The 20152-nt window shown below is 37.3% G+C and carries 3 protein-coding genes; all 3 read right to left on the bottom strand.

Features of this window, described 5'->3' with window-relative positions; translation table 11 throughout:
• Positions 1-8: 8 nt before the first annotated feature.
• The 3 genes from HY951_09990 to HY951_09980 all read right to left on the bottom strand — a co-directional run bounded on the left by HY951_09990 (position 9) and on the right by HY951_09980 (position 20139).
• Positions 9-17249: a gliding motility-associated C-terminal domain-containing protein gene (locus tag HY951_09990; protein ID MBI5540376.1), complete on the bottom strand. Its 17241-nt coding sequence runs from the start codon at positions 17247-17249 to the stop codon at positions 9-11.
• Between the two features lie 334 nt (positions 17250-17583).
• Positions 17584-17922: a translation initiation factor gene (locus HY951_09985; protein ID MBI5540375.1), complete on the bottom strand. Its 339-nt coding sequence runs from the start codon at positions 17920-17922 to the stop codon at positions 17584-17586.
• Positions 17923-17931: 9 nt separating this feature from the next.
• Positions 17932-20139, bottom strand: a complete 2208-nt coding sequence (locus HY951_09980; GenBank protein ID MBI5540374.1) for a tetratricopeptide repeat protein — start codon at positions 20137-20139, stop codon at positions 17932-17934.
• Positions 20140-20152: the final 13 nt, after the last annotated feature.

Below are 20152 nucleotides of genomic sequence, written 5' to 3'. Positions count from 1 at the left end.
TCTTTTTTTTATCTGATTAATGAAATATCACTTGAAATATTTAAATCGGTTCCATCTGTAAGTTTCCCATTAAAAATGTATATATAGGTTCCTTCAGGTTGTTCTTTACCCTTAAAGGTTCCATCCCATTTTGCAGATTGATTATTAGAAATAAATATTTGTTGTCCCCAATCATTAAATATTCGCAATTCATACTCTATAAAAGGTCCACCTCTTACAAAGAAGTAATCATTCAGACCATCACCATTTGGCGAAAATGCAGTTGGTATAGCATATCCGTTAGAGTTAACGGTAATTGTTTGTGATGTACTGTCTGTACATCCATTCTCACCGTTAACAAATAACCAGACAGTATAGCTTCCCATTGTATTATACAAATACTGCGGATTTTGTAAATCAGAAGTTCCTGTTTCATCTCCAAATGTCCATATCCAGCTAACTGGATTTAATGACAAGTCGGTAAACTGAACCTGATTGCCTGTGTTTATTATACTGTCTGAAACGCTAAAGTCTGCGCTAATTACCGGATAAATATGTACAGAAGCAAGTGCTGTGTCTGAACAACCTGCATTCGAATGTACAATTAAGGTAACATTGTAGTCACCTGAGTTAGAATATAAGTGGGTAGGGTTAGAGGTATTATTTCCCATCCCATCCCCAAAATTCCATAACCATGTATCAATTGTTCCATTTGTAATTAATGATGTGTCATTAAATACAATGTTTGTGTTAGAACAATTTGCAATACTTGTGAATCCTGCAACAGGTAATGGGTTAATTGTTAATAATAATGAGTCAAGTCTTGTTCCGCAAGTAAATTGATATCTGACATAAATGTAAATGCTTCCACTATCTAAGTCTGTACTATCAGGAATATATGTGACATTCCATGCAGTATCGTTTGGTGAAAATGTTCCATTGCCTTGAGTTGTCCATAAGAATGTGCCTGTGTCACCTAAAATAGTTGGTGTAATGAAAATACTGTCATTCCAGCAAATAGTTTTGTCGGGTCCGGCTTCAATAGATGCGCTTCCTGATAAGAATAATACATGAACAGTATCAGAAATGTAACAACTTCCAAGATTAGTTGAGGTTAGTATTAAATCAACAAAGCCTAAATCAATATCTTGTGTACTTGCATTATAAGATGTTGTTAAAAGAGTGTCTGAAGGAGAAAATATACCTGTTCCATTGCTTGTCCATATTCCTGTTCCTGAAATACTGGTAATAGTTCCGTTTAAATTAGCAATGTTACCATTACATACAGTAAAGCTCTCTCCGGCATTTACAATTGGAGTCGGAATAAATGTAATAACAAGTGAGTCACTAATAGGATTACAGTTGCCATTATTAGTTGAAGTAAGGTATAATGTTACAAATCCTGCAGTAGTATCATCAGCACTTGGTATATAATTAGTAAGTAAATCGTTTGCTGAAGGGAAGAATGCTCCTGTTCCGTTTGTACTCCATATTCCTGTAGATGCACCGGCACTAACAATACCTGAAAGTGCAACTTCACTGCTTGAGGTACATGTAGTCAGATTATTTCCTGCATCAACATATGGAGCAGGTGTTATTGTAATTAAAAGACTATCGCTGGTATTGCTACAGGCATTTATAACATTTAGAGTTAATGTTACATTTCCTGATGTTGTATCAGCGTTACTGAAATGATATGTAGCATTTAAATCAGAACTATCAGGACTAAATGTTCCTGAGCCTGATGTGCTCCAGAACGAACTGCCGGAAGAGACTATTCCAGAAAGTGTTACAGTACTATTTGCGCATGCAGTAATATCAGCTCCGGCATTAGCAGTTGGTGCTGAGTTTATATTTACTACCATAGTATCTATTGCTGGCGGGCAATTTCCATTGTGAGTTGATGTAAGTATTAGATTTACGATTCCTGCTATACTATCAGATAAACTGAAAATATAAGTTGCATTAAGAGTAGAATCGTTTGGAATAAATGTGCCGCTTCCAGTAGAAGTCCAAATTCCAGTATTGGTAGATCCTGTGATACTTCCATTAAGGGTTACCTGAGTTTGTGTATTGCATACTGCCTGATTAGAGCCTGCATCAGAAATAGGACCCGGTAAAATGTCTATTCTTACAGAATCGTTTGTACTACACCCACCGGATGCTGTAAGTGTTAATGTTACAAATCCAGTTGTTAAATCGTCAGAACTTATATTATAATTTGCATTTAACGCACTGCTATCCGGACTAAAAGTTCCATTTCCGGAAGTTGTCCAGTATCCGTTACCATTACCTCCAGTAATACTACCGTTTAATGTTACCGGTACGTTTGAACACGCAGTTTGATCAATCCCCGCATTTACTATAGGGAATGTAACCATTGTTAAGGTGATGTTATCGCTAATCTGATTGCAACCACCATTGTTATCTGACCATAATGTTAAAATAACAGAGCCTGCAATTGTATCTGCTGCGGATGGGTGGTATACAGGATTTAATATTGTGTCTGAAGGGGTGAATGTACCTGTGCCACTTGTTGTCCAATGCCCGGATAATGTACTTACAACCCCATTAAGAACAGCATTGTTCCCATTACAGATACTTAAATTATTTCCTGCATTAATTGTAGGTGATGAGGTAATTGTTACAACAATAGAATCATTTGCTGGTAAGCACGTTCCGTAATTTGTAGCTTCAAGGTAAATAACAACTGAACCATTTGCTGTATCAGAAGGGCTTGGAATGTAATTGGCATTTAAATCTGTATCAGTTGGAATGAAAACGCCCGTACCATTAGTAGTCCACTGACCTGTTGTTGTTGCACCTGAAATTAATCCTGTAAGAACAACAGTGGAATTATTTGCACAAACTGCTATATCTGTTCCTGCATCAACCCATGGACCAGGAGTTATAGTTACATTAATTGCATCGCTAACATTTACACATGATCCTGTAGTTGTTAGAGTTATTGTTATATTCCCTGATGAAGTGTCTGAAATACTAGGGTTATAAGTTGCATTTAACGAGGTGTCAGATGGAGTAAATGTTCCTGTTCCACTGGTTGTCCATTGTCCTGTTCCTAACCCACCTAGGATAATTCCACTTAGGCTTAAAGTGTTATTTGCGCAGAAAGTTTGATTGCCTCCTGCATTGACTGTTGGGACTGTTGTTATTGTAAGAGTTAATCCATCAGATTCTGCATTACAGATTCCATTGTTTGTTGACGTTAGAATAATAGATATAGATCCATCTATGCTGTCCTGTTGACTTATCTGATAAGTTGCATTAAGTGTAGTGTTATCTGGAACAAAAATTCCGCTACCAGTTGTTGACCAAATTCCGGTAGTTGTTAATCCTGCAATGTTACCATTTAGATTAATCTGAGTTACATCAGCACAAACAACCTGATTATTTCCGGCATTTACAGTCGGTGCTAATATAAACGTTAAATCAAGTTGGTCCTGAACAAGACAGGAATTAGTTGAATTAAGAGTGAGAGTAACTGAACCATTAGTAATGTCAGTAGCACTAGGTTGATAAGAAGCACTAAGATTTGTGCTATCTGGAGTAAAAATTCCGCTACCAGTTGTTGACCAATACCCTGTAGTTGATGTTCCGCTTACTGACCCTGATAATAATGCAGGAACATTTGAACATACAGTCTGGTCTGAACCTGCATTAACAGTTGGTGGAACAACCAGATTTACCTTTAAAGTATCAGAAACAGGATTACAAGTGTTGTTATTTGTTGAGGTTAGTATAAGAAATACATTTCCTGATGAGATATCACCTGCTCCTGGCTGGTATACTGTAACAAGATTATTAGGATTTGTAAAAGTACCATCTCCGGTAGATGTCCAAGTTCCGGTTCCTGAAATTGAAAATACCTGTCCGTTTATATTTGCATTGTTACCAATACAAATATTTTTGTCGTTTCCGGCAAAAACTCTAGGAGCATCAGTATATGTAATAATTATTGAATCGGCTACTGATAAACATTCGGCAGGCTGATCTGTAGTTGTTAAGAATAGTGTTACAAACCCAGCTAATGTATCTGCAGAACTAGGAGAATAGGTAGCATTTAAGGTTGTTGCATCTGGTGTAAAGTTACCTGAGCCACTTGTTGTCCAGATTCCCTGAGATGCACTTCCTCCAATTATTCCTGCAAGTGTTGAAATGGCATTATTACTACAAAGAGTATCACTTAGACCTGCATCTACCGTCGGTGAAGGATTAACATTTACAGTAACTTGTATTCTTGGACTTGTACATCCATTTATTGTTGACTGAACATAATAGTCAGTTGTTACTATTAATATTGGTGTGGTTAAAATACTATCACTTGAAAGTAAATTTCCTCCGGTAACTGCATCAAACCATTCATATAAACCTCCGGGAGCAGTTGCAGTGAGAATAGTAGAATTGTTTTCACAAACAGTTGCACCTAGTGCTGTTGGAGAAGAAGGTATTGAGTTAAATATTACATTAATACTATTGCTTACACTTGGGCATGGTCCTGAAGGATCATCTGTAGTCAATGTTAAAGTAACAGAACTTTCTCCTGCAAAAGGAGTATAAATTGCATTCAATAAGGTATTGTCATTAAAAGTTCCTGTACCACCTGTCCAGATAGCATTTATTGCAGATCCGCCAATTGAACCAGAAAGCGGTACATTGAATCCTTCACATGTTTGAATGTTAATACCGGCAGAAACTGTAGCAGGTTGATCTATAACAATGTCATATGTTGCAGTAGCCTGAGCACATCCTCCTGATGCAGCAATGAAATTAGTGATAGTGTAATTTCCTGGAGTACTATTTGCCATATCAATCTCACCTGAAATAGCATCAATAAAATTTAATCCCGCTGGTAACGCGCTAAATACACCTGCACTTGCACCAACTCCAAATGAAGGTAATTCATTACTTCCTGATTGACAGAATGGAGTATTATATATGAATGTTGCTAAAGGTGCATCTGTAATTGTTATTATTTCTGTTCGTGTTGTAGGGCAGGGACCAGTAGTTGTATAAGTTATGTTATATGTATTTAACAAAGTGGAAGAAAGGTCAACTTCACCAGTACTGGCATTAACAAACGTCAATCCTGCCGGATTGGAAGTAAATGATCCAGGGAAACCTCCGGTTATTGTTGGAATAGGGTTAACACCAGAAACACAGAATGTGCCTGAAGAATAGTTAAATGTAGGATCATCTGTTGGAGTTACAGTAACAATAACTTCTGTTCTTGGACTAGCACAACCTAGAATTGTTGTTTGAACAAAGAATGATGTGTCTGTTGTTAAAACTGAGCTGGTATAGCTACTGCCTGTTCCAAGACTATTTCCCCCGATAGTAAGGTCAAACCATTCATAACTTCCACCTGGAGCTGTTGCATTTAATGTTGTTGTAAAACCTTCGCAAATAGTTGCACTAAGTGCAGTAGGTGCAGAAGGAATTGGATTTACTGTAACTAAAACAGGTGTTCTAGGACTTGTACATCCAAGAACTGTTGTTTGAACATAGTAAGTGGTTGTAGCAAATAAAGGAGGTGAATTAAATGATGCGCCTGTGAATAATGGGGTGCCACCTGTTGGTAAAGCATACCATCTGTAAGTTCCTCCTGGTGCTGTAGCTGTTAATATTGCAAAATCTCCTTCGCAAATTGTTTCATCTGAAACTGTTGGAGTGTTTGGTATAGGTTTAACTGTAACTGTAACTGCTTTTCTTCCACTTGTACATCCTGTAACTGTTGTTTGAACGTAATAGGTTGTAGTTGCATTTAGTGGTGGTGTTATAAAACTATTACCAGTATATAACAATGTGCCACCTGATGCAGCATCGTACCATTGATATGTTCCGCCTGGAGCTGTTGCTGTTAAAGTACCTGTACTACCATCACATATTGAAATATTATTAACAGTAGGTAAAACAGGAATTGGATTAACTGTTACAATTACTTCAGTTCTTGGTCCTGTACAACCCGTTAATGTTGTTTGAACAAAATAGGATGTAGTGATGTTTAAAATTGGTGTAGAAAATGAATTTCCGGAAGCTAAAAGAGTTCCGCCTGTCGGGGCATCAAACCACTCATAAAAACCACCGGGATCGGTAGCTGTTAGGATAGTACTTTCACCATCACATATGGAGATTCCTGATGCAGTAGGTGAATCTGGTAATGGTGTTACATTAACTGTTACTGCTGTTCTTGATGAACTGGAACAACCTAAAACAGTTGCTTCAACATAATATGTTGTATTAGTTGTTAGAGCTGGTGTAGTGAAGGATGCTCCTGTAAAAAGTGAAATACCTCCAGTAGGAGTTAAATACCAATTATAAGTTCCACCCGGAGCTGTAGCGGTAATGTTGGCTGTTTCACCAGAACATATTGTTGTTCCGGAAGCAGTAGGAGCATCTGGAATAGGATTAACAGTTACATCTACCTGAGTTCTTGGACCTGTACAACCTAATATGGTTGACTCTACATAATAAGAAATGTTTGAAAATAATACAGGAGTGGTATATGAACTGCCTGTAAATAATAGAGTTCCAGCTATTATGTCATCGTACCATTGATATGTTCCGCCTGGTGCTGTTGCTGCCAGTGTTCCGGTATTGCCAAAACAAATACTTATATCTGAAGCTGTTGGAGTAATTGGGATAGGATTTACAGTCACAACTACTTCCTGTCTTGGTCCTGAGCAACCTGATACAGTAGTCTGAACAAAGTATGAAGTTGATGTATTTAGAACAGGAGTTGTATAGTTTGCATTTGTTGCAAGTAAAATGCCTCCAGATAAGGCATCAAACCATTCATAAATTCCTCCGGGAGCTGTGGCAGTTAATGTTATGTAATCCCCATCGCAAATTGAAGCGTCAGCAACTGTTGGAGCAGGTGGTAATGGTGTAACATCAACAATAACTGGAGTTCTAGGTCCGGCACATCCATTTACAGTAGTTTGAACATAATAAGTTGTAGTACTCATTAATACTGGTGTATTGTAAGAAGCAGCGGATGCTAACAAAGTTCCACCAACTGCAGCATCATACCATTCATAACTTCCTCCGGGTGATGTAGCTGTTAATGTTGTACTTGTTCCGGAGCAAATAGTATTTCCATTTGCAGTTGGTGCTGCTGGAAGAGAAGTAATAGTTAAATGAAGACTGTCATTTGTTGAAGAGCAAGGTCCTGCTGGGTCATTTGTAGTTAAATGTAACCAAACAGACGAAATACCTGCTTGTGCTGTGTAAACCGTGTTAAGATTATTTGCATTAGCAAATGAACCTGAAGATGCTGTCCATGTAGCACTGGAAGCAGATCCACCAATAGTTCCTGAAATTGTTGCCTGAGAATTTTCACAAATGGTTTGATTTAGCCCTGCATCTACAGTTGGTGAAGTGTTAATTGTTAAATTGTTAGTAGCAATTGTTAAAGCACAACCACCACCGGCTGGAATTGTATTTGTAATAGTATATAGCCCCGGTAATGTATTTTGTAAATCTACTTCCCCTGTAGAAGGATTAATAAAAGTCAAACCAAAAGGACTTGAGGTGAAAACTCCAGCACTGGTTCCTGGGCCAAATGTTGGAATAGGATTAATGCCCTCCTGGCAATATGGATTGCTATATGAGAAACTTGCATCCGGAGCAATTGTTATAGTCAAATTTGCAGAATATGAATCTGGACATGGACCTGTTGTTGTATAAGTAACAGAATAAGTGTTTAATGCTGATGCAGCAAGATTTACTTCTCCTGTTGTGGTACTTACGAAAACAAGACCAGCAGGTGATGAGGTAAATGATCCCGGAAAACCTCCGGTAATAGTGGGTATTGGATTAGTTCCTGTAATACAATATGTTCCCAATGGATATGAGAAAGACGGGTCGTCGGTTGGAGTTACATTAACAGTAACTGTTGACATTGGACCTGTACATCCGCTAACAGTAGTCTGAACATAAAATGATGTTGTTGAAGTTAAGGCAGCAGTTGTATATGTTGAACCAGAAGAAAGAAGATTTCCACTAGTAGCAGCATCATACCAATCATATGAACCTCCTGGTGCAGTTGCTGTTAATGTTGCAGTAAATCCTTCACATATTGTAGTTCCTGAAGCGGTTGGTGCAGCTGGAGTTGGGGTTATTGTTACCTGAACTGCAGTTCTTGGTCCTGCACAGCCAGAAATAGTAGTCTGAACATAATAGGTTGTAGTTGAATTTAAGTTTGGAGTAGTATAGTTAACTCCATTTGATAGTAAGTTGCCTCCAGTAGCAGCATCATACCAATCATAAGAACCTCCCGGAGCTGTTGCTGATAAAATTGTATTTGTTCCTTGACAAATTGTAGTTCCTAAAGCAGTTGGTGCAACTGGGGTAGGGGTAACTGTAACTGTAACAAGGGTTCTTGTGCTTACACATCCGAGTACGGTAGTCTGAACGTAATAATCAGTTGAAACCGAAAGAGGGGGTGTTGTATAATTAGCTCCCGTAAATAACAATGTGCCACCAGTTGGAGCATTGTACCATCTATAGGTACCTCCTGGCGCTGTGGCAGAAAGTATAGCAGTAGTCCCTTCGCAAATCGTAGTGCCTGATGCAGAAGGTGCATTCGGATAGGGATTAACTGTTACTGTAACTGCTCTACGTGCACTTGTACAGCCGCTAATTGTAGTTTGCACATAATATGTTGTAGTAGAAATAAGGGCAGGGGTTGTATAGGAAGAACCTGTTTGTAATAGTGTGCCACCTGAAGAAGCATCATACCATTCATATGTTCCACCGGGAGCCGATGCATTTAATATGGCAGTATTTCCAGTGCAAATAGATGTGCCAGGAGCAGTAGGTAGTGCAGGTATAGGATTTACAGTTACCGTAATTGCTGATCTTGGTCCAATACAACCGAAAACATTTGATTGAACATAATATGTAGTTGTTGCAATTAATACGGGTGTTGTAAAATCTGATCCAGTGTATAACAATGTGCCACCTGATGCAGCATTAAACCATTCGTACACTCCGCCTGGAGCTGTAGCACTCAAAGTTGTTGAATTATTTTGACAAATGGTAGCTCCCGATGCTGTTGGAGCTGCAGGAGGTGGGTTAACATTAACATCAACTGCTGTTCTAGGTCCTGCGCATCCTCCAATAGTAGTTTGTACATAATAAGTAGTAGGGACAAAAAGAGCCGGAGTAGTATAACTAGCTCCAGTAATTAACAATGTGCCACCAGAAGAAGCGTCATACCATTGGTATGTTCCACCTGGAGCAGTAGCTGTTATTGTTGCAGTTGTTCCTGTGCAAATACCTGTACCTGATGCTGTCGGAGATGCTGGTACGGGACTTACAATTATATTTACAGCTTTTCTAATACTGGTACATCCAGATATTGTAGTCTGTACATAATATGTGGTATTTGTTACTAATACAGGTGATGTAAATGTTGCTCCTGTGAATAAAAGTGTGCCACCTGAAGAAGCATCATACCATTCATATGTTCCACCTGGTGCAGTAGCTGTAATGTTAGTTGAAGTGTTAATACATATTGATGTTCCATTGGCAGAAGGAGTTGCAGGAATAGGGTTAATTGTAACATTTGTAGTAGTAATTGCTGTACATCCTGCAGCATTGGTAACAGTTACAGAATAAGCTCCCGCCATTGCTAGTGTTGCGCCCGTAATTACAGGATTTTGTAATGTGCTGCTAAATCCTCCGGGACCCGACCAGTTATATGAACTTGCTGCTGTTACATTAAATTGTATTGTGGTTCCTTCACAATATGGTCCAGTGTTGGATGCTGTAGGAGAAGGTAATGCATTTACCGCAACAGTAGTTGTAGTAATTGCTGTACATCCTGCAGCATTAGTGACAGTAACTGAATAAACTCCGTTCATGGAAAGAGTAGATCCGGATATTGTAGGATTTTGTAATGCACTTGAAAATCCATCTGGCCCTGACCAATTATAAGACGAGGCAGCTGTAACGTTTAACAGGATTGTATTACCTTCGCAATAAGGTCCCGTATTGGAGGCTGTTGGAATAGGTAAGGCATTTACTATTACTGTTGTAGTTGATAAAGCAGTACAACCTGCAGCATTAGTAACAGTTACAGAATACAATCCGGCCATTGCAAGAGTTGACCCAGCTATTGTTGGATTTTGCAAAGTGCTTGTGTAGCCACCAGGTCCTGACCAATTGTATGAAGTGCCAGCAGTAACATTTAGTTGGATAGTATTTCCCTCACAATAAGGGCCTGTATTGGTTGCTGTGGGAGTAGGTATTGCATCAATAACTACGGTAGTTGTAGAAACTGCAGTACAACCTGCAGCGTTGGTAACTGTAACAGAATATAATCCGGCCATAGCCATAGATGCTCCTGTCCTGGTAGGGTTCTGTAATGTACTGGTGAAACTTCCTGGTCCTGACCAGTTATAAGTTGTAGCAGCAGTAACATTTAATTGAATAGTTGTTCCTTCACAGAAAGGCCCTGTGTTAGATGCAGTTGGTGTTGGTAAAGTGTTAACTGTTACTGTTGTTGTTCTTACAGCTGTACAACCTGCAGCGTTAGTAACAGTAACAGAATATATGCCTGCCATAGCTAATGTTGATCCTGGTCTTGTTGGATTTTGTGAAGTACTCGTAAATCCACTAGGTCCTGACCAGTTATAGGAACTGCCTGCTGTAACATTTAACTGAATAGTATTTCCTTCGCAATAAGGTCCTGTGTTAGAAGCAGTAGGTACTGGATTAGCATTAACTGTAACTGTTGTTGTTGTAATGGCTGTACATCCCGCAGCATTAGTAACAGTAACAGAATATACTCCTCCCATAGCTAATGTAGCACTGGCTCTTGTAGGATTTTGTGCAACACTTGTGAATCCACCAGGTCCAGACCAACTGTATGATGTGCCTGCTGTAACATTTAATTGAATAGTATTTCCAACGCAATATGGTCCTGTATTTGATGCAGTAGGAGTTGGAATGGCATTTATTGTAACTGTTGTTGTAGAAATTGCAGTACAACCTGCAGCATTTGTTACGGTAACAGAATATAAACCAGTCATTGCAAGTGTTGCACCAGATCTTGTCGGATTTTGTAATGTGCTTGTAAAGCCACCTGGCCCTGACCAGTTATAAGAAGTAGCAGCAGTAACATTCAATTGTATTGTATTTCCTTCGCAATAAGGTCCTGTATTAGAAGCTGTAGGTGCTGGATTAGCGTTAACTGTAACTGTTGTTGTTGTAATAGCTGTACAACCAGCAGCATTAGTAACAGTAACAGAATATATACCGGCCATAGCTAATGTAGCTCCAGATATTGTTGGATTTTGAAGTGCACTTGTAAAGCCACCTGGTCCTGACCAATTATAAGACGACGCTGCTGAAACATTTAATTGAATAGTAGCGCTTTCGCAATAAGGACCTGTATTTGATGCTGTAGGTGTTGGTGAAGCATTTACAATAACTGTTGTTGTAGAGGATACAGGAGCACACCCAGCATTTGTAACAGTTACAGAATAAACACCAGCCATAGCAAGCGTTGCACCAGCTCTTGTTGGATTTTGTAATACACTTGAGAATCCTCCGGGTCCTGACCAGTTATATGTGGTAGCAGCTGTAACGTTTAATTGAATAGTGTTACCTTCACAATAAGGACCTGTGTTAGTTACTGTAGGAGCCGGAACGGCGCTTACTATAACATTTGTTGTTGTTATTGCAGTACAACCAGCTGCATTTGTAACAGTAACAGAATAAATACCGCTCATAGCAACTGTTGCACTTCCTCTGGTTGGATTTTGTAATGCACTTGAAAAACCACCTGGACCTGACCAGTTATATGATGTGGCTGCTGTAACATTTAATTGAATAGTTGAACCCTCACAATATGGGCCGGTATTAGAAGCAGTCGGAGTAGGCAAGTTGTTTACTGTAACTGTTGTTGTAGAAATTGCAGTACAGCCAGCTGCATTTGTTACGGTAACAGAATAAATACCGCTCATAGCAACTGTTGCACTTCCTATTGTCGGATTTTGTAAAGCACTTGAAAAACCTCCCGGTCCAGACCAGTTATATGATGTTGCTGCAGTAACATTTAGTTGAATAGTGTTACCAACACAATATGGTCCAGTGTTAGATGCGGTAGGTGTAGGTATTGCATTAACTATTACAGTAGTAGTAGTAACTGTAGTACATCCTGAAGCATTTGTTACAGTAACCGAATATACACCACCCATTGCAAGTGTAGCTCCAGCTCTTGTTGGATTTTGTAAAGCACTTGAAAAACCACCTGGCCCTGACCAGTTATAAGAAGTAGCTGCTGTTACGTTTAATTGAATAGTATTTCCTTCGCAATAAGGTCCTGTGTTGGATGCAGTAGGGGTGGGGTTAGCATTTATTGTAACTGTTGTTGTCGCAATGGCAGTACATCCTGCAGCATTTGTAACGGTAACAGAATATATGCCAGCCATAGCTAGTGTAGCTCCTGCTCTTGTTGGATTTTGTAGTGCACTTGTAAATCCACCTGGTCCTGACCAGTTATATGAAGTAGCAGCAGTAACATTCAATTGTATTGTATTTCCTTCGCAATAAGGTCCTGTGTTAGAAGCAGTAGGTACTGGATTAGCATTAACTGTAACTGTTGTTGTTGTAATAGCAGTACATCCAGCAGCATTGGTAACGGTAACAGAATAAATTCCAGTCATTACCATAGTTGCACCTGCTCTTGTGGGGTTCTGTAAAGCACTTGTAAATCCACCCGGTCCTGACCAATTATATGAAGTAGATGCTGTAACATTTAATTGAATAGTACTACCTTCACAATATGGTCCGGTATTAGATGCTGTAGGGGTAGGTAATGCATTTACAATTACATTGGTTGTTGTAGAAACAGGAGCACATCCTGCATTTGTAACAGTTACAGAATATACACCGCCCATAGCAAGTGTAGCACCTGCTCTGGTTGGGTTTTGTAAAGCACTCGAAAAACCACCAGGTCCCGACCAGTTATAAGAAGTTCCTGCTGTAACATTTAATTGAATATTTGCACCCTCACAATAAGGTCCTGTATTTGATGCAACAGGAGCTGGAACTGCATTTACAGTTACTGTAGTAGTTGTTATTGCAGAACATCCTGCAGTAGTAACTGTAACAGAATATATTCCATTCATTGCTAAAGTAGCACCCGCTCTGGTTGGGTTTTGTAATGTACTTGTGAATCCACCAGGTCCTGACCAGTTATATGATGTAGCAGCAGTAACGTTTAATTGAATTGTGCTGCCTTCACAATATGGACCTGTATTGGTAGCAGTTGGAGTTGGAATAGCGTTTACAGTAACTGTTGTTGTGGAAACTGCAGTACATCCAGCGGCATTAGTTACAGTTACAGAATAAATTCCACTCATAGCAAGTGTTGATCCTGCAATATTTGGATTTTGTAGGGCACTTGTAAATCCTCCTGGTCCTGACCAATTATATGATATAGCTGCATTGACATTTAATTGTATTGTAGCTCCTTCACAATATGGACCTGTATTTGAAGCAACGGGAGTTGGTGCAGCGTTTACAGTAACAGTGGTTGTTGTAACAGCAGTACATCCAGCGGCATTAGTGACTGTAACTGAATATAATCCAGCCATAGCTAGCGTCGCACCTGCTCTTGTAGGGTTTTGTAAGATGCTGGAAAAACCACCAGGTCCTGACCAGTTATAAGATGTAGCAGCAGTAACATTTAATTGAATAGTTGTTCCTTCGCAATAAGGTCCTGTGTTTGAAGCAGTAGGCACAGGTAACGCATTTACTGTAACTGTTGTTGTTGTACTGGCAGTGCATCCTGCAGCATTAGTTACTGTAACAGAATATAATCCTGCCATAGCAAGAGTTGCTCCTGATATTGTAGGATTTTGTATTGTACTTGTAAATCCATTTGGACCTGACCAGCTATATGAGGTAGCAGAGGTAACACTCAATTGTATTGTGTTTCCTTCGCAATATGGTCCTGTGTTTGTTGCTATAGGAGTTGGAATTGCATTTACTGTAACTGTTGTTGTAGAAATTGCAGTACATCCTTCGGCATTTGTAACAGTTACTGAATATACCCCAGCCATGGCAAGAGTTGCGCCAGAAATGGTTGGATTTTGTAAGGTGCTTGTAAATCCACCTGGTCCAGACCAGTTATATGAAGTTTCGGCAGTAACATTTAATTGAATAGTTCCACCTTCACAGAATGGTCCTGTATTAGAAGCAGTAGGAGTAGGTAATGCGTTTACAGTTACGGTTACAGTTGCTGGTCCACCTGGGCAACCATTATCATTTGCAATAACTGTATAGGTCGTTGTAGTAGTTGGAGTTGCTATTGGATTGGCTGAATTAGGATCATCTAAACCGGTTGTAGGCGACCAAATATAATTAGTTGCACCAGAACCTCCGGTGGGGCTTCCACCTAATGTTGTGCTTTGTCCAATACAAATTGCTCTATTAGCTCCTGCATCAAGTGTAAAAGCTGTTGGTCGTGCTGCTGGTACAAGTGTTGCATTTAAATACATTCTTACACCATTTACATGCTGAATTAAATTGTCATTTGAATAATTGTGACCTCCTAAATAGAAAACATTACCTCCGATTGAATCTTGAGGGCCAACGTGAGCAGCAGTTGCAACCATATTTGTTGTTGGTAATGGTGCACTTATACATGGATACATGTTGGGTTGAAATGCTGAAGCTACTCCAGGCCAAAATAATCTGATTGTACTTCCCATATCTGTTGTTACAACACCATGATACTGATTAAATGCCATGTCAGTATTAGAGTATGTATTTGTTGTAGCAACATTAGAAAAGTTTATTCCATGTGATGAGTGGAAATGTCCACCCCCGGGCTGGTGATCTTCGTAGAGGTCAATACCTGCGCATTGTGCGAGAAAATTACCTCCTTCGTTTACAAATTTCAAAACATTTTGAACAGGATTAATATCGGGATTAGTATTAAAATCCCAATGAGCTTCAGAACAGAATGTATAACATTCTGCAAGACCTAAGAAATTTCCAGCATTTTGAATAAAATAATTTGTTATACCAGCATTATCAAGCATTGTTTGATGAATTGCCTGATTTCCACCATTGCTAAAAACAGCAATTTTTGGTCTTTGATGAAGTGTATATCTTACATTAAGATTTTCGTTATTTGTTAATCTATAAACTGTAACCTGATTGTATCCTGCACCTAGGGCATAATAATCTGTGATTACTTGAGTAGCAGTTTTTCCTGTACTATAAAAGGATTTGTTTATCCATGTACTGTCAATAATGAATGCACTTGCAATAAATGAAACTGGTGCTGAAGCAACAGCTGATGGATAGACACGAGATGCATTGGCTGTAAAATCAACAGCATCTTTAGCTTTTCCTGAAAGTATAACCCACTTAACTGGAATATCATTCATTAATAAACTATGAACTAAACCATATGACCTTAAATTAAAAGGAGCTACTAATGCTTGATTATTGTTATCCATTGGAATTACATAGGAGCCAAGTGGAATAGTTTCTATATTAGATGGGGGATTAGGTTCGTCAGGTGTATAACAAATCTCATCAACAATTGTTCTTTTTCCGGTAGGATTTGGCGTTGTCATATTGGAAATAGTACTACCATCCATAACAAAAGATGTTAAAGAAGCATCAAGTCCATCACCAACATTTGCAGTAACCGGAACATCGTATACAAGAAAGAAATAATAATCACCTGGACCTTGGTTTAATTTTTGTGATCCGTTTATGGTGAAAGCACCGTTTGGATTACTTATAGTACCAAAAACAGAAGTACTTGCTGTAATTACAGGTGCGCCTTCTAAAAGACCATTAAAATATACTTTTGCTGAAGATATATTTGTTAAAGGATTTTGAGAAAAACCTGCATCACCGTTTGTATTGAAATTAAATTGTGTTACATCAGGGGGTGGACAACCACCAGTTACACTAATTCTCAACCTGCTAATAACAGCATTTCTGCTTGATGCACAATTACGATTAATATTATCTGTTGTATATTGCGAAACTGAACTGCTGTTATAAACAGTTGCAGCATTTGAATACATAAATCCAAAGGATTCTGAAGAAAGTGGGTTTTGGGTTGTAGTGTTAATTAAGAAAGTACCCGGATTTGTAGATAATCTTAATAAATTTCCACTTCCAATTGCTGTTGCCCTTATTTGAAAATTATTAAAAAATATTTCATCAAAGTTTGTGTTTGGATTAGCAATACTTGTGTTAACTGTAATAGTTATTGTGGTAGTAGTTACACCTGTTAAGGTTAATGTTGTAATATCGCTACCTCCACCATTTTTAGTAACAGAATGTGCAGCAGCAGGGTTAAATTCAAATCCAGCTGGTAAAGTTAGAATAATAGTTCTGCCGGTTGTCTGATTTCTAGTAAAATCGGTAGCTAATCTTTCTTTTAGTGAAAAATTAACAGTTTGATATGCAGTAGGATAAGCTCCTCCGCAAAAAGATAAATCTGAAAATGGGGTAATGTTGGGAGGAGTTAAATAAGTTATCCTTATTAATCCTGCTCCACCTGTACCGCCATTTCTATCAGTAGCACTACCTGCGCGACCACCTCCGCCGCCTCCACCTGGACTAGTACCTGCATTTCCATTGCCGCCTGTTCCGGATGTTAATCCTCCATTTCCTCCATTTCCTCCACCTATATCACCACCTATTCCTCCGATTGTAACTCCTCCATCATTTCCTGTAGTATTTGTTCCTGCTGCTCCACCGCCGCCGCCAGCAGTAGCACCGGTTGCGCCTGTTCCACCTGCACCTCCATAAAATATTGTTGTTCCAATATTTCCTGCAACTACAGCTGCACCTCCTGCTGTAGATGTTCCATTAACTGTTGCCTGAGAGCCACCTAATCCACCTACAGCGTATACTGTTCCAACGGTATTAAACCAAGTAGGATTTCCATTACCACCGGCAGCAGTTGTACCTGTACCTCCAGCTCCAACTGTTACTGGATAATTTGTTAATGGTGTAACTGCAATAATGCTTTTTGAATAACTACCTGCTGATCCACCGCCGCCGCCAGCAATGTTCCCAGTAGCACCACCGCCTCCACCACCACTTCCCCAACATTCAATAGTCGCAGAATTTACTCCCGGAGGACATGTCCAATTTCCTGAAGCATTTATTAGTACAGTAGTTGTTTGTCCGAATGTTAAATTATATATGCAAATTAAAATTGCAATATATAGCGCTTTGAAACGGTATAGTTTCATCATAATATATAATTTTATTTAAAAATTCATGTTAAATGCCTTCTGTTAATGCAAAATGAAAATTATCAATGATATACGAATATTTCATTGATGCAATAATTAAACCTTTGATTTTAAAAATTAAAATGATTTTTTTATTATGATTTTTTAAGATTTAACTTGTTTTTTTTAACGCTTTATCACAAAAAAGGTTTCATTATAATTGACTAAAAGTGTTGTAAAATATGGTAATTTAAATAAACAATAGATAAATCTAAATATGTATATAATATATCACAGTTTAATTCTCAAATGAATAAGTAGAATAATAAAAAAAATGTAAAAAAAGTTTAGTTATCTATATTCCGGATATTTTAACTTTATATCCCTTTTCTTCTAGAAGTAACTTTATTTTTTGACGAAAGTCGCCTTGGATTAAAATTTCATTTTCTTTTACACTTCCACCAACTCCACATTTAGTTTTAATAAACTTTCCTAATTCTTGCAAGTCAATTTCTTTACCAATAAATCCTTTAACCAGTGTAACTGCTTTTCCTGCTCTGGATTTCTTGTCTAAAAAAATAATAAGGCTTTGTTGTTGAGGAGCAAGAGTATTAATAATCTCATTTTCTTCTTTAATAAAGTTAAAACTTGGATTAGTACTATATACAATTCCTGAGTTAGTCTTCTTTTTCATGATATATAATTAAATTTTAATTCCCAGAACTGTTACATCATCAACCTGATTGTAATTGCCTTTCCAGTCTGAAAATATTTCTTCTAATTTATTTTTTTGTTCAGAGAGTTTAAAATTGTTTATATTTTTTAATGTATTACGAAGATTGTTAGCTAGATATTTTTTTCTTTTTGGTCCTCCAAATTGATCTGCGAAACCATCGCTAAATATGTAAATATTATCATCTTTTAGTAACTGATATTCATTTAATGTAAACGATTCCATATGTTGATGTATAGCAATAGGCATTTTATCTCCTTTAATTTCGTGAAGTGTAACTTCGGAATGTTGTTTTCTAACAATGTAACATGAATTATATGCTCCTGCATATTGTAATAACAAATTATCGCTATTAATTGCGCAAAGCCCTATATCTAAACCGTCTTTTTGTTCCTCAATATGACCTTTCTGCTTTAGAGATAAAATCATATAATCTCTAAGGTGATCAAGAATTTCTGAAGCATTAGTGACTTCTTCTTTTCTAACAATTTCATTTAGGAAAGATATGCCAAGCATACTCATAAATCCGCCTGGTACTCCGTGACCGGTGCAGTCGGCAACACAAAATAATATCCAATTTTTTAATTTTGTTACCCAGTAAAAATCACCAGATACTATATCACATGGTTTATATATTATAAAGTAATCGGTTAAAATATCATTAAGTTGATCGTTAGAAGGTAGTACTGCATCTTGTATTCGTTGTGCATATCTGATACTTGAGGTTACTTCTTCATGAATTTCTTCAATATGATCTTTTTGCTTTGTTACCAAATCTCTTTGCGCCTCTATTTCGTCACGTTGGGTTATTATTTCTTCTTTTTGTTGTGTGATTTCAATGTTTTGCTCCTTAAGCAATTTGTTTGCTGATCTTTTCTGGAAAAATAATCTTAATAAAAAGAATGAAAGTGATAAGACTATAATAATTACTATTATAGAACCATAGATGATATATTTTTGTAATAATAGCTTTTCTTGCTGTTCTTTATCTTTCTGATCGCTTACAATTTTATTCTTATTTAATAATTCTATTTCCTTTTCTTTTTTCTCAGTTTCGTATTTAGTTTGCATCTCTGTAATTAGCCGACTGTTATTGTCATTAAACAAACTGTCTTTATATGAAATATATAAATTTTTATAGTAATATGCATTTTTATAATCCCCTAAAGCTTCGTAACAAGATGCAATGTTATTGTAATTATCAATTGTTTGTTCTGGTTTTGAAATCTTAATTGATATTTTCAGACTTTGATTTAAATATTTTAAAGCGAGATTATATTGTTTTAAGCCTTTATAAACTGATCCCATGTTATTTAATATAATAGCCATCCCATTCTGATCTCCAAGCTTATTTCTTATTTCAAAAGCCTTTTTATAACATTCTATTGCTTTATCTGTTTCACCCTGATCAATGTAAATGCTGGCAATGTTATTATAAATTACACCGATACCTCTGGGAATGTTTGCTTCTGTAAAAAGTTCTAAAGAAATTTTATAGTAAAAGAGTGTAGAATCATTATTGTATTTTGGATTTTGTTTATTTCCAAAAACATTCCCAATACGTGCATAAGCATTAGCAATGCTTGATTTTACATTAGCTTTTTTTAAATGTGGTAAAGCATCCTTCGAGTATTTTAAAGCTTCATCATATTTTCCTTGATCTAAAAGTAGAACTCCAATTGCAATCATTGTTCGCCCTATTCTGTTATCTTCTTTTACTTTTTCAGCAGCTTTTAATGCCAGTAAATAATTATCCATTGATTTGGGTAAGTCACCCAGTTCTTTCCATGTTTGACCAAGGCTTATGTAAGAATCAATCAGCCCGTTTACAATGTTTTCTGTCTCATATAAATTTATTGCTTCCTGAATATTTTTTATAGCAGTTTTATATTCACCTTTATAATATAATGCATCACTAATATTTGAATATGCATCAGCCATTCCTTTTTTGAAGTTCACATTTTTTGCTTTTATAAGTGCTTTGTTAGCAAATGAAATGGATGAATCAATATTTATATTATAGTATTTCTCTGAAAGAGTGTTTAATAAGCGAATCTTAATAGTGTCTGCTTTTGAAATATTTAGCAGATTAGTTAAGCTGTCAATAACATCTGCTTTAATAGTAGTTGATAAGGCTATTAAAAAAAATAAAAGTAATAAATGCTTTAATTTTTGCATCAATAAATATAAC

The organism is Bacteroidia bacterium, assembly GCA_016218155.1.
In the GTDB taxonomy this organism is placed as follows: Bacteria; Bacteroidota; Bacteroidia; order Bacteroidales; family GWA2-32-17; genus GWA2-32-17.
Note: the sequence above shows the minus strand (reverse complement) of the source record. Positions and strands in the feature narration are given on the sequence as shown.